Below are 13,459 nucleotides of genomic sequence, written 5' to 3'. Positions count from 1 at the left end.
TTCCCGGTTTTTTTATTTAGTCGATTTTTTGTCAGGTGGCGACAAAGCAAGCTTAAGGCTTACCCACAAACCCAATCGCTTCATACACCGCTTTCAGGGTTTCAGATGCGCGCGCACTGGCTTTTTCCGCGCCGTCTTTCATCACCTTCTGCAGGAAAGCTTCGTCGTTACAATAGCGGTTATAGCGCTCCTGCAGCTCAGTCAGCATGCCAGAAACGGCATCCGCCACTTCACCTTTCAGGTGGCCGTACATCTTGCCTTCAAAATGCTGTTCCAGCTCAGGGATGCTCTGACCGGTAACCCCGGAAAGAATATCCAGCAGGTTGGAGACACCCGCTTTGTTCTGCACGTCGTAGCGCACGACAGGCGGCTCGTCGGAGTCGGTGACCGCGCGCTTGAGCTTTTTGACGACTGATTTCGGATCTTCCAGCAGGCCGATAACGTTGTTGCGGTTATCGTCAGACTTAGACATCTTTTTGGTCGGCTCCAGCAGCGACATCACGCGCGCGCCGGACTTCGGAATGAAGGGCTCAGGCACTTTAAACACATCGCCATAAATCGCATTAAAGCGCTGGGCAATATCACGGCTCAGCTCCAGGTGCTGCTTCTGGTCTTCACCAACAGGAACCTGGTTAGTCTGATACAGCAGAATGTCTGCAGCCATCAGTACCGGATAGTCGAACAGACCGGCGTTGATGTTTTCAGAGTAGCGCGCGGATTTATCCTTGAACTGGGTCATGCGGCTCAGCTCGCCGAAGTAGGTGTAGCAGTTCAGCGCCCAGCCCAGCTGTGCGTGCTCAGGTACATGCGACTGAACAAAAATGGTGCTCTTCTCAGGATCAATTCCGCAGGCCAGATACAGCGCCAGGGTGTCCAGCGTGGCTTTACGCAGTTTCTCAGGATCCTGACGCGCGGTAATCGCATGGAGATCGACGATGCAATAAATGCAATGGTAGTCATCCTGCATGCTGACCCACTGACGTAACGCACCCATGTAGTTACCAATGGTCAATTCACCTGAAGGCTGTGCGCCACTAAAAACGATGGGCTTAGTCATTATTCAATTCCTGATGTTCACTGTGTGAAAGCCCGAGTACGGGCAACAAATCTTTGAAGTGGTCAAACACGACGTCCGGCTCACTTAGCGTGATGGCCTCACCGTAGTTGTAGCCGTAGGTTAACCCGACGGAGGGACACCCAGCCGCCCGGGCAGCCAGAATATCATTGCGGGAATCACCAACAAAGAGCAGCTCCGCAGGCGTTAAGGATAATTTTCCTGCCACCAGCAGAAGCGGTTCCGGATGCGGCTTTTTGTTTTGTACGTCATCACCGCCGACAATGACGGTGAAATACTTCGCGATATCCAGCGCTTCAAGCAGAGGTGCAACAAACGGCGTTGGCTTGTTGGTTACCAGCCCCAGCGGGATGCCTTTCGCATGCAGTGTGCTCAGCGTTTCCATGACGTCCGGGAACAGGAAACTCCCCTCCTCGACAGTCTCTTCATAGAAACGATCGAACAGTTTGCGCAGAATACGCAGTTGCTCGTCCTTCGGGATGTCGGCATGATCGACGCTCGGTTTACCCTGCGCCGAACGCTGCGACGCACGCTCCTGGCGAGCCCACGTCAACGCACGCTCCATCAGCACGTCAGCACCGTTGCCGATCCACGTTACCACGCGCTCTTCACCCGCAACGGGGAGTTCAAGCGCATACAGCGCCTGATCAACGGCGCTTGTTAAGCCCGGTGCGCTGTCGACCAGCGTGCCGTCGAGGTCGAATGCCACACCCCGAATTGTTTGCAATTTATCCATGACTTACCTTCGCCAGTTCACGGCGCATTTCATCAATGACTTTTTTGTAATCCGGTTGGTCGAAAATTGCCGAACCTGCAACGAACATATCCGCGCCCGCTGCCGCAATTTCACCAATGTTATTCACTTTCACACCGCCATCCACTTCCAGACGAATGTCGTAGCCTGACTCATCAATACGACGACGCACTTCACGCAGTTTATCCAGCGTATGAGGAATGAACGACTGACCGCCAAAGCCTGGGTTAACGGACATCAGCAAAATTACGTCCAGCTTATCCATCACATAATCGAGATAGCTCAGCGGCGTTGCCGGGTTAAACACCAGACCCGCCTTACAGCCGTTCTCTTTGATCAGCTGCAGCGTGCGATCCACATGTTCAGAGGCTTCCGGGTGGAAGGTGATGATGCTGGCTCCCGCTGCGGCAAAATCCGGCACGATGCGGTCAACAGGTTTCACCATCAGGTGTACGTCGATCGGGGCGGTAATGCCGTAATTACGCAGCGCCTTGAGCACCATTGGGCCAATGGTCAGATTGGGGACGTAGTGGTTATCCATCACGTCGAAATGGACGACATCTGCGCCAGCCGCGAGAGCTTTAGCAGTGTCTTCACCCAGGCGGGCAAAATCGGCCGACAGAATTGAGGGAGCAATCAAAAACTGTTTCATCCGCATCTCCTTGAAATGTATTTACCGGCGGGCAAAACGGCTCAGGGGCGATAAAGAGCCAGGAGTTCGTCCACCTTTTTACGTGTGCCGCCGTTGCTGCTGATGCTACGCCGCACCTTAACCTGAAAATGCTTCGCGGCTTTGTACCATTCGCGCGTATCAGGCGTGTCGTGATTCGAAATTAACACCGGAATTCTTTTACTGACCAGCTTTTCCGCCATCTCTGCCAGACGAGCCTGTTCGGCCGGGCTGAAGCTGTTAGTGTGATAGGCAGTGAAATTCGCCGTCGCAGACAGCGGCGCGTAAGGGGGGTCACAGTAAACCACCGAGTTTACGCCTGCCAGTTCCATACACTCTTCATAGGAGAGGCAGTGAAACTCAGCATTCTGTGCTTTTTCAGCAAAGTGATACAGCTCGTCCTGTGGGAAATACGGGCGCTTATAGCGGCCAAAAGGTACGTTGAATTCACCACGAAGATTATACCGACACAGGCCGTTGTAGCCATGTCGGTTAAGATAGAGGAACAACAAGGCTCGGCGGAACGAATCCTCACTCTGATTGAACTCCGCGCGGAACTGGTAGTAAATGTCCGGGTTATTGTTCTCAGGCGTAAACAGTTTACGCGCCTCTGCGACATACTCATCGGTACGCAGTTTGACGATGTTATAGAGGCTGATAAGGTCGCTGTTGATATCCGCCAGGATATAACGAGAAAAATCGGTGTTCAGGAACACCGATCCTGCGCCCACGAAGGGCTCGATAAGACACTCACCTTTCGGCAGGTGCTTTTTAATATCATCGAGCAGGGGGTATTTCCCCCCTGCCCATTTCAGAAAAGCGCGATTTTTTTTCATGCTGACTAACTGATTACACCTTCTCCGGCTGTGGAGAAAGCTCCGACAGCATCCTGCGCTTTAAACATTACTTCAGATCGGCCTGAACCTGATGAATTGGCTTCGCCCACGGGTTTTTTGCCTGAACGTCTGCTGGCAGTGTCGCCACGGCGCGTTTCGCTTCATCTTTGGACGCATACACACCGCTCACCAGCACATACCACGGCTGACCGTTACGGGTCGTCTGATAAACCACGTAGTTTTTCAGATTCGATTTCTTCGCCCAACTGTTGAGGTTGTCATAGTTAGACGAACTGCTCAGCTGCAGCGTGTAATTGCTGGAAGGCGCAGATTTCAGCGAACCTACGTTACCTGCTGTTTTGCCTGCTGCGGTGCTGGAAGCTGTAGCAGACGCTGCAGGTGCAGCAGTCGTCGTCGGTGCTGTCGTGCTCGCCGTGGCTTTCGGCGCAGTCTGTGTGACTGGCGCTTTTGCTGGCTCGCTCGCTGCAGCCGTTTCAGTATGTTTCGGCTGCGCCGTAACAGCTTTCACTTCAGGCGCTTTCACCACTGCCTGAGGTTTAGTTTCGCGTTTAGGCTCAATCACTGCCTGCTTACGTTCAGGACGTGTCGCAGTTTGTGTCTGGCGCGGTTTCGTTTCCGTCGCAGCAGTTTGCGGCTGAGCGTTACCACCGCGAATCGGTGCGACGGTTGCAGGTTCAGTTGGCAGTGTCGAGTTAACTACGGCGTTATCAATCTGCTGCTGGTTTTGCGGCTGCGTCAGTGCATTATTCAGGTCTCCCTGAACTTCTACACGCTGCTGACCTTCAGGCGTAACAGGTGCCTGGCTCTGAGCTGGGTTTGAGGAAACCGGCGGCAGAGAAACATCCTGTGGTGCTGCGGTGTTTCCTGCGGTCTGCTCTGCCGGGGTGGTACCCGGTGCAGGTTGCGCGCCATTTGCCTGATTTGCCGCATCGTTACCGGAGAGGTTGATGCTCTTCTCAGCGGAGGCGGTTTGCTCGGTTGAGTTCGTTGATGGTGCTTTAAGTGCAGAACCAATGCCGACAATCAGCAGCACAAGTACCAACACGCCAAGTCCCATCATAAGATACTGGCGGGAAGCCGGTTTTGGTGCAGCAGCTTTCTTACGTTTACGCGGGCGACGCTCTACAGGCTCTTCGTCCATTGAATCTTCTTCGGACTCATAATCCTCTTCTTCTCGCTCATCACGCGCGTTGCGGCTGCGCGAAGGGCGACGATCGTCTGCATCCAGATCAACATCGTCAAAGTTGATCTGCGGCTCGTTATCACGTTCTGAAGATTGACGAGAACGACCAGTACGACGATCGCTGGGATCGGGTTTCAGCTCGTCTTCTGGTTTGAATTCATCCATTTAACACCCCACTCAAAGGCTTATGCCAACGACTTTGCATTTCACCTGAAGCTAAACGACCACCTGCAACAGTGGCCTGACCTTTCTAGTTGTTACGCCTGCTGACAATCAGCGATAGCGCCAAGAACGACATCGTGCGGCACTCCGCCGCGCACTTCACTCTTCCCTATTGCAAGCGGGAGTACAAGACGCATCTCACCTGCCAATACTTTTTTATCGCGCATCATGTGGGGTAAATACGCTTGTGCCGACATCTCTTGCGGCCCGGTTACTGGCAAGCCTGCACGCTCAAGCAGCGCGATGATGCGTGCCGTCTCATTCGGTTTAAACTGCCCCAGGCGTTCAGAGGTGCGAGCAGCCATCACCATTCCGGCAGCAACCGCTTCACCGTGAAGCCAGTTCCCGTAACCCATTTCGGCTTCAATCGCGTGACCAAACGTATGCCCCAGATTCAGTAAAGCACGTAAGCCCGTTTCACGCTCGTCCGCAGCGACAACTTCCGCTTTTAGCTCACAACAACGACGGATGCAATATGCCAGTTTAGCCTCATCCAGGCGCAGCAACGCATCCATATTCTCTTCAAGCCAGTCAAAGAACTCGCTATCCAGAATAATGCCGTATTTGATCACTTCAGCAAGACCAGAAGCCAGCTCACGCTTCGGCAGCGTTTTCAGACAGTCGAGATCCACCACCACCGAAGCGGGCTGGTAGAACGCACCAATCATATTTTTGCCAAGCGGATGGTTGACCGCAGTTTTGCCGCCAACAGAAGAGTCGACCTGAGACAGTAACGTGGTTGGAATCTGAATAAAACGGACACCACGTTGATAGCTTGCAGCCGCAAAGCCGGTGAGATCGCCCACAACACCGCCGCCCAGGGCAAGCAGTGTTGTATCGCGACCATGCGGTTTTTGCAGTAATGCGGTAAAGACGGTATCCAGTACCGTCAGACTTTTATACTGCTCGCCATCGGGCAGAATGACACTGTCGACTTTTACGCCTGCCTGCTCTAGCAGGTGGCGTACACGGTCAAGATAAAGCGGAGCCAGCGTCTCGTTGGTGACCAGCATCGCCTGATCACCCGCTTTCAGTGGTAAAAAGGAAGCTGGGTCGTTAAACAAACCAGCCGCGATGGTGATAGGGTAACTACGTTCCCCGAGAGTAACTGTAATCCTCTCCATGACGCGACATCCACCTTTAATGCTTTTACCCGCAGGCGAGTGTATATAAAGCCAGAATCAGTTGCTTTCCAGCATATGAATAATCTGGTTTGCAACCACTTTAGCGCTCTGATCGTCAGTACGAATGGTCACATCAGCAATCTCTTCGTACAACGGATTGCGTTCATCGGCCAACGCTTCCAGAACTTCGCGTGGTGGCGTTTCAACCTGCAGCAGCGGGCGCTTTTTATCACGCTGCGTACGTGCCAGCTGTTTCTCGATGGTCGTTTCAAGATAGACCACTACGCCACGGGCGGAGAGACGGTTGCGGGTTTCGCGAGATTTTACAGAGCCGCCGCCTGTTGCCAGCACAATGCCCTGTTTTTCCGTGAGTTCGTTGATCACTTTTTCTTCTCGGTCACGGAAACCTTCTTCGCCTTCTACGTCGAAAACCCAGCCCACATCAGCTCCGGTTCGTTTCTCAATCTCTTGATCAGAATCGTAAAATTCCATATTGAGTTGTTGAGCTAACTGACGCCCAATAGTGCTTTTGCCGGCACCCATAGGCCCAACCAGAAAGATATTGCGTTTCTCTGCCATTTTATCGGTACTACTAAGACTATTCGTTAATGGTAATCCCCGCTTCGCAGACACCCAGCGTAGCAGGACATGAACTGAAACCTCATATGCAATAGAGCGAGAGTCAGACTAAAAATTATCTCAATACTCCGGCTTGTTTGGCAACTGATTAAATCACCGCGCCGGGCGCATAAGGTAATAAGACGTAAGTCCAACTCAAATCGGTACTCCTTGTATGCTAATTCATGCCCCACGTCAAACATCTGCAACAAACTGAATGCAAAATCATTGCGGGGATCGTTACCCGTCAGTGAATACCGACCAGACGTGGTGTAATAAACACCACTAACTCACGTCGTTCGTTGTCTTTTCCATCATGACGAAAAAGCTGCCCAATCCAGGGGATGCGCCCCAGCCCCGGCACGCTGTCGCTGCCAGTTTTGTTCTTCTGAGAAAAAATTCCACCCAGCGCCAGTGTTTCTCCGCTTTTTACCTCCACCTGCGTTTCGATCTCCTGTTTGTCGATCGCCAGCGTTTCACCGTCAGCCTGCTGAAGCACCTGCCCCGGCATATTTTCACTGATGTGTAATTTCAGACGCACACGCCCCCCCGGCAATACCACGGGCGTCACCTCCATCCCTAATACCGCCTCTTTAAACTCAACGGAGGTCGCCCCGCTTTCACCGCTTGAGACCTGATAGGGGATCTCACTCCCCTGTTTGATGCTGGCCGGTTGCATGTGCGAGGCCAGCAGTCGCGGGCTGGCGATGATATCAACCTGCTGTTTTTGCTCCAGTGCTGACAACTCCAGATCCAGCAGCCGACCATTAATTCGCCCGATATTAAAACCGACGTGGCTGGTGGCGCTGGCTACGGAAAGATCGCTGCCAAGAGTGGTAAGCTGACCAACTTTGCCCGCGTCGGTGGCGTCGGCGAGACTCCACTTCACTCCCAGCTCACGCAGGCTTTTTTCATTGATGGTCACGATATGCGCCGCAAGCTCTACCTGCTCGACGGGAATATCCATCTGAGCGGCCCAGCGCTGCAGCATCTCCAGTACAGTCTGATTATCCCTAACCAACAGGCGGTTAGTGCGTTTGTCGAGTGATAAGCTCCCCTTTGGGCTCAGGAGTTTTTCGGCTGCTTTTTGTAACTCCCCGGCATCGGCGTAAGAAAAAGAGAGACTCTGTGAGACCAGTGGGGCATCCAGTTGCCGGCGCGTCCGCTCCTGCTCTGAACGCTCCCGCTGTTCGCGCTGCCAGGCCGCAGTATGGACATAAAAAATGCCACCCTCCTCTCGTAAAACGAGCCCGGTGCTGTTGACCACCGTCTGTAGCGCTTGTCGCCAGGGGACGCGCGTCAGGTTAAGTGAAAGCGAGCCACTAACATCCGGTGATATCACCAGATTACGGTTCTCCTGCGCGACCAGTGCCTGTAGCACCTGAACCACAGGAACATCATCCACCACCAGCGTGACGGGTTTTGGTACTGTGGCCCACAGCGGTTGGCAGAACGCCAGCAGCAACAGCATTATCCTCAAGTTCATTTTTATTCGTTCCTTCTCGTTGCCACGTCCATTGTCCAGGTTCACATGTATCACCCACATCAACAACCAGAGCTGACTCATTGATGGCTTTTACCTGCCAGCCCACCGGGAAGCGCTGATGCGTTTTCAGGCGATACCAGCGCTTTTGCCCATCCTGTAAGATGCCAACCGTTTCATGACCCGCCACCATACCGCGGTAGTGCCACTGCACCAGTTGACTACTACTGCAAGGATCGTCCGGCGGGCGAAACGGATCGCGCATGCCGGTCAATAACAGCACCGAACAAACCAGCAAGCAGCGGGTACTATTTCGCATGATCCGACTCCAGCTCCAGCCGCAGGCGTAACAACGCATCCTGTGGCGCAATCGCGAAAGCCGCGACCTGCACATCCTGCTGTGCCAGCAGGGAAAAAACGGTCGGGATCGCCGGCCATTCAGCATCCAGCGTCAGTTCTCCTCCCCTTTGAGACGGCTTCCAGTGAACCAATTTCACACCGTTCCCCTGAAAATCGAGCGGTGAAAAGGGATGCATCTCCTGCAATTCCTGGGATTCCGGGCTAAAAGGTATCTTACTGGCTGCTGGCCATAGCGATGCATTAGCTCGCGCATCCTGCATCAGTTGCCGCTGGAGTTCAGCACACAGCCTGTCTACTGGACGGAGCAAGGTGCTCCATGCAGCCAGCCCGGCAAAGAGAATACTCAGACACCAGCAAAGCACCCGATGCCATGGACGGTTTTCGCACCAGCGTTCCAACAGGGTGTCCACAGGTTACCTCTCACTTTTCAGATTAAATGTGAACATCCAGTGTCCCTGGCTATCCTGGCGGATCTCCCCTGCGGGTCCTGTCGTGAACCCGTCGAGTTGTCCAGGTACATCACGCAGCGCAGAAAGGGCAGGCAGGGTAGTGGCATACCCAATAAGCATCAGAGCAGGAGGCTGATAACGCAGTTCTGTCAGCCAGACCTGCGACGGGATGACGTTGGCAAGTGATTCCAGCACCGGTTGCCATGCGTGTCGTTGACGTTTCAGTGCAGGCATCGGCACCTCTGTGGTCAGCGTCTGGCGAGACATAAGCGCGTGACGCACGGACTGCATTCCCGCCAGTTCAGCTCGTAGAGCGTGCAGTCTCACCTGGTGGTTTATCCTCAGACCGAAAATGATCATCAGCATCACCAGCCATGCGCCGACAAACATCGCGCCCCAGAAACGCAGGCATCGCGCCCGCCGTTGCTGTCGCCACGGCATAAAGTTCGTCATGTTCACTCAGGAACCTCGCTCATGGCCAACGCCAGCGCGACGGTGTAATCAGCACCGCAATCCGGTAGTGGGGCATGGCAGCGATCCAGGGTTTCCCATGGATCACGTCGGCTATCAAACAGTGCGATATCGCCCGGACTCAGGGCCAGCAGCGCCGCCAGTTCCGTCGCGTTTGCAGCTTCTGTGGTAAAGCGGCGTCCCCACTGGTGGCGCATAGCCCAAAGCCACTGATGTTCATCTCGCCAGGCGACGCAATGTGCCGGGGCAACTGCGGGAAGAAGGTTCGCCAGTGCGCTGGCATCCGGAGTAATCGTCACCAGCCGCAAACGTAGCGTTTTCGCCAGCGCCAGAAGAGTTTCAACCTCTTTGTTTTGTGCGGCGGTAACATGAAATGTGTTGCTGAACGTGTCCTGCACGTAATCGAAACAGAGCGTTTCTGCTGGCATCTCCAGTTCGCGAGAGAGCGCCGCGCCCAGCCATGAAAGTTGCTCACTGTCGCGCAGCGCAATGCCCGGGCGGGGAAGTGAGCGTTGCAGGGTGCGTGCTGCCGGGAAAGAGAGGAACACACGGTGGTGGTGCGGCAACGTCTTCCGCCAGTCGCGCAACGCATCAACCAGCTGTTCTGGCTGGCATATTTTACCTTCCCGAATAACGCCTTCGGTCAGAGGGATTGCCCACCAGCGACGCAAGCACCAGTCCGTTCTCTCCCGGGCCAATGCAACGATAAGCACCCTATCCTGTTGAATATGAACGCCCGTTTGCCATGTTTTGAAAGCCATGCTTCACGATCTCCTTATCGCCCGTCACCGTGACGGCTATATCAATGAATCAGGCTTGCCTTTATACTACCGCGCGATTGTTTAGAAACTGCCCAAGTGAAACCAAATGGGAAATCTCCGGTGAAGTTCGTAAAGTATTTATTCATCCTTGCAGTCTGTTGCATTCTGCTGGGAGCAGGCTCGATTTACGGTTTGTACAAATATATTGAGCCACAGCTACCTGATGTCGCTACGCTTCGCGATGTGCGACTCCAGATCCCGATGCAAGTCTATAGCGCCGATGGCGAGTTGATGGCGCAGTATGGCGAGAAGCGCCGTATTCCGCTGACCTTAAACCAAATTCCACCTGTTATGGTGAAAGCCTTTATCGCCACTGAGGACAGCCGTTTTTACGAGCACCATGGTGTCGATCCGATAGGGATTTTCCGTGCAGCAAGCATTGCGTTGTTCTCCGGTCATGCCTCTCAGGGGGCGAGTACCATTACGCAACAGCTGGCACGTAACTTCTTCCTCAGTCCGGAAAAGACGCTGATCCGTAAGATCAAAGAGGTCTTCCTTGCGATCCGTATCGAGCAGCTGTTGAGCAAAGACGAGATCCTTGAGCTGTACCTCAATAAAATCTATTTGGGCTACCGCGCCTATGGTGTGGGGGCTGCCGCACAGGTGTACTTCGGTAAACCAGTTGAGCAACTCACCTTAAGCGAAATGGCAACCATCGCGGGTCTGCCGAAAGCGCCTTCTACGTTTAACCCGCTCTACTCGCTCGATCGCGCCACCGCGCGTCGTAACGTCGTTCTGTCCCGTATGTTGAGTGAAGGCTATATCAGCCAGAGCGAGTACGACCAGGCGCGTAATGATGTCATTGATGCCAACTATCACGCCCCTGAGATCGCCTTCTCTGCCCCCTATCTGACCGAAATGGTTCGCCAGGAAATGGTGAATCGTTATGGTGATAAGGCCTACGAAGATGGTTATCGCGTTTACACTACTGTTACCCGCAAGGTTCAGCAGGCAGCACAGGAAGCGGTGCGTAATAACGTGATGGATTACGATATGCGTCACGGCTATCGCGGCCCGTCAAACGTGCTCTGGAAAGTGGGCGAAAGCGCGTGGGACAGCAAAAAAATCACCGGTACGCTGAAAGCGCTGCCAACCTATGGTCCGCTCCTTCCTGCCGTAGTCACTCAAGCCGATCCTCAGGAAGCCGTTGCGACGCTCGCGGACGGCACCTCAGTCTCCCTGCGTATGGATGGCATCCGTTGGGCGCGTCCGTACCGTTCAGATACCCTGCAAGGCGCAACGCCGCGTAAAGTGACCGATGCGGTACAAACCGGACAGCAAATCTGGGTGCGCAAGGTAGGTGAGGCCTGGTGGCTGGCGCAAGTTCCGGACGTTAACTCGGCTCTGGTCTCCATTAATCCTCAGAACGGTGCTGTAATGGCCCTGGTCGGTGGGTTCGATTTTAACCAGAGCAAATTTAACCGTGCCACCCAGGCACTGCGTCAGGTCGGTTCCAATATCAAGCCGTTCCTCTACACTGCCGCGATGGATAAGGGCCTGACCCTCGCCAGCATCCTTAACGACGTGCCCATCTCTCGCTGGGATGCCGGTGCAGGTTCCGACTGGCAGCCGAAGAACTCCCCGGCGGAATATGCCGGCCCTATTCGTCTTCGTCAGGGCCTGGGACAGTCGAAAAACGTGGTGATGGTGCGTGCCATGCGCGCGATGGGCGTCGACTATGCTGCCGAGTACCTGCAACGCTTCGGTTTCCCGGCGCAGAACATCGTTCGTACCGAATCTCTGGCGTTAGGCTCAGCCTCCTTTACGCCGCTTCAGGTTGCACGTGGATACTCGGTAATGGCCAACGGTGGCTTCCTGATTGATCCGTATTTCATCAGTAAAATCGAGAACGATCAGGGCGGCGTACTGTTTGAAGCGAAGCCGAAAATTGCCTGTCCTGACTGTGATATTCCGGTCATTTACGGCAATACGCCAAAATCTGACGTGCTTGAAAATAAGGACATGGAAGACGTTGCTGTGTCTCAGGAGCAGCAGAATGGCGTTGTGCCACAGCCGCAACTGGAACAGGCGAACCAGGCATTGGTCGCGCAGACTGGTGTGCAGGAGTACGCCCCGCATGTGATCAACACGCCGCTGTCGTTCCTGATCAAAAGTGCACTGAACACTAACATCTTCGGTGAACCAGGCTGGCAAGGTACCGGCTGGCGTGCAGGACGTGATTTGCAGCGTCATGACATCGGCGGTAAGACAGGGACAACCAACAGCTCGAAAGATGCGTGGTTCTCCGGCTACGGCCCGGGGGTGGTGACCTCAGTCTGGATCGGTTTCGACGATCATCGTCGTGACTTAGGCCGTACAACGGCGTCAGGAGCGATTAAAGATCAGATTTCTGGCTACGAAGGCGGTGCGAAAAGTGCGCAGCCTGCCTGGGATGCGTATATGAAGTCTGTTCTTGAAGGTGTTCCGGAACAGCCGCTGACGCCACCGCCAGGCGTGGTGACAGTCAATATCGACCGCAGTACAGGCCAGCTCGCCAACGGCGGGAATAGTCGCGAAGAGTATTTCATCGAGGGCACACAGCCAACCACACAGGCGGTGCACGAGGTGGGTACAGAGATTATTGATAACGGCGAAACGCACGAGTTGTTCTGACAACAAAGCAAAACGGCAACCTCTGGTTGCCGTTTTGGTGTTTGCTCCCTCTCCCGTGGGAGAGGGTTGGGGTGAGGGCATCAGGCCACTACAGTCGCCCCTGCCCCTTCAACCACTCACGTACCAGGAACAGTGCACTCACATTACGCGCTTCGTTAAAGTCCGGGTCTTCCAGCAAATCCATCAGGTGTGCTAGCGGCCAGCGAACCTGCGGCAGTGGCTCCGGTTCGTCTCCCTCCAGCGATTCTGGATAGAGATCCTCAGCCACCACAATATTCATTTTGCTGGAAAAATAGGACGGTGCCAGGCTCAGTTTTTTCAGGAACGACAGCTCATTTGCACCAAAACCCACCTCTTCTTTCAGCTCACGGTTTGCCGCTTCAAAGACGGTTTCACCCGGGTCGATAAGTCCTTTCGAAAACCCAAGCTCGTAAGACTCCGTTCCCACAGCGTATTCGCGGATCAAAATCAGATGATCGTCGACAATAGGAACAATCATCACCGCTTCGCGCGCAGAGGGGCGCATACGCTCATAAACGCGACGCACACCGTTGCTGAACTCCAGGTCCACGCTTTCGACATTAAACAGGCGCGATTTGGCGATAGTTTCAACATTCAGAATGGTGGGTTTTTGTAGTGGTTTGCTCATCTTGATGGGTCTTAGCAGTGAGAACGGGCTTTATTGTGCGATATGCCGCACGGTTTCGGCAATGTCAATCGTTCTTTATTTACATTTATGCAACGTAATAAAGATCAATC

The 13,459-nt window shown here is 54.1% G+C and carries 14 protein-coding genes; 1 reads left to right on the top strand and 13 read right to left on the bottom strand.

The window, feature by feature from the left end:
- Positions 1-52 precede the first annotated feature (52 nt).
- The 12 genes from trpS to WB237_RS19690 all read right to left on the bottom strand — a co-directional run bounded on the left by trpS (position 53) and on the right by WB237_RS19690 (position 10,027).
- The gene (gene trpS / locus WB237_RS19745) at positions 53-1,057 is read right to left on the bottom strand and encodes a tryptophan--tRNA ligase (protein ID WP_336215641.1); all 1,005 of its coding nucleotides are present in this window, start codon (positions 1,055-1,057) and stop codon (positions 53-55) included.
- Positions 1,050-1,811: a phosphoglycolate phosphatase gene (gene gph / locus WB237_RS19740; protein ID WP_336215639.1), complete on the bottom strand. Its 762-nt coding sequence runs from the start codon at positions 1,809-1,811 to the stop codon at positions 1,050-1,052. The genes trpS and gph overlap by 8 nt, the downstream gene beginning before the upstream one ends.
- Positions 1,804-2,481, bottom strand: a complete 678-nt coding sequence (gene rpe, locus WB237_RS19735) for a ribulose-phosphate 3-epimerase (RefSeq protein WP_024907923.1) — start codon at positions 2,479-2,481, stop codon at positions 1,804-1,806. Before rpe ends, gph begins: the two co-directional genes overlap by 8 nt.
- Before the next feature lie 41 nt (positions 2,482-2,522).
- Entirely contained in the window at positions 2,523-3,335 is an 813-nt protein-coding gene (gene dam, locus WB237_RS19730) for an adenine-specific DNA-methyltransferase (RefSeq protein ID WP_028018014.1), read from the bottom strand.
- Between the two features lie 67 nt (positions 3,336-3,402).
- Positions 3,403-4,704: a cell division protein DamX gene (gene damX / locus WB237_RS19725; RefSeq protein ID WP_336215635.1), complete on the bottom strand. Its 1,302-nt coding sequence runs from the start codon at positions 4,702-4,704 to the stop codon at positions 3,403-3,405.
- 92 nt (positions 4,705-4,796) lie between these two features.
- Positions 4,797-5,885, bottom strand: coding sequence for a 3-dehydroquinate synthase (aroB, locus tag WB237_RS19720; protein ID WP_336215632.1), 1,089 nt, complete (start codon positions 5,883-5,885; stop codon positions 4,797-4,799).
- 57 nt (positions 5,886-5,942) lie between these two features.
- Positions 5,943-6,464 carry a shikimate kinase AroK gene (gene aroK, locus WB237_RS19715; RefSeq protein WP_003861630.1) on the bottom strand — a complete coding sequence of 174 codons (522 nt, stop codon included), beginning with the start codon at positions 6,462-6,464 and terminating at the stop codon, positions 5,943-5,945.
- A 286-nt stretch (positions 6,465-6,750) separates the two neighbouring features.
- A complete protein-coding gene (gene hofQ, locus WB237_RS19710) occupies positions 6,751-7,974 on the bottom strand; it encodes a DNA uptake porin HofQ (RefSeq protein WP_442892522.1) in 1,224 nt (407 codons plus the stop codon).
- On the bottom strand, positions 7,901-8,305 hold the full coding sequence (locus WB237_RS19705; protein WP_336215628.1) for a HofP DNA utilization family protein: 405 nt from the start codon (positions 8,303-8,305) through the stop codon (positions 7,901-7,903). The genes hofQ and WB237_RS19705 overlap by 74 nt, the downstream gene beginning before the upstream one ends.
- Positions 8,295-8,756: a HofO family protein gene (locus tag WB237_RS19700; RefSeq protein ID WP_336215626.1), complete on the bottom strand. Its 462-nt coding sequence runs from the start codon at positions 8,754-8,756 to the stop codon at positions 8,295-8,297. Before WB237_RS19700 ends, WB237_RS19705 begins: the two co-directional genes overlap by 11 nt.
- Positions 8,757-8,759: 3 nt before the next feature.
- Positions 8,760-9,254 carry a PilN domain-containing protein gene (locus WB237_RS19695; protein ID WP_336215624.1) on the bottom strand — a complete coding sequence of 165 codons (495 nt, stop codon included), beginning with the start codon at positions 9,252-9,254 and terminating at the stop codon, positions 8,760-8,762.
- Positions 9,251-10,027: a DNA utilization protein HofM gene (locus WB237_RS19690; protein ID WP_336215622.1), complete on the bottom strand. Its 777-nt coding sequence runs from the start codon at positions 10,025-10,027 to the stop codon at positions 9,251-9,253. The genes WB237_RS19695 and WB237_RS19690 overlap by 4 nt, the downstream gene beginning before the upstream one ends.
- Positions 10,028-10,147: 120 nt before the next feature.
- On the opposite strand from WB237_RS19690, the gene mrcA reads away from it, so the two are divergent.
- The gene (gene mrcA / locus WB237_RS19685) at positions 10,148-12,700 is read left to right on the top strand and encodes a peptidoglycan glycosyltransferase/peptidoglycan DD-transpeptidase MrcA (protein ID WP_336215620.1); all 2,553 of its coding nucleotides are present in this window, start codon (positions 10,148-10,150) and stop codon (positions 12,698-12,700) included.
- Positions 12,701-12,788: 88 nt separating this feature from the next.
- Here mrcA and nudE read toward each other — a convergent pair whose 3' ends face one another.
- Positions 12,789-13,349, bottom strand: coding sequence for an ADP compounds hydrolase NudE (nudE, locus tag WB237_RS19680; protein WP_114979350.1), 561 nt, complete (start codon positions 13,347-13,349; stop codon positions 12,789-12,791).
- Between the last annotated feature and the right edge of the window lie 110 nt (positions 13,350-13,459).

Origin of the sequence: Enterobacter sp. P82 (assembly GCF_037053385.1) — a bacterium.
Taxonomy (GTDB): Bacteria; Pseudomonadota; Gammaproteobacteria; order Enterobacterales; family Enterobacteriaceae; genus Enterobacter.
Note: the sequence above shows the minus strand (reverse complement) of the source record. Positions and strands in the feature narration are given on the sequence as shown.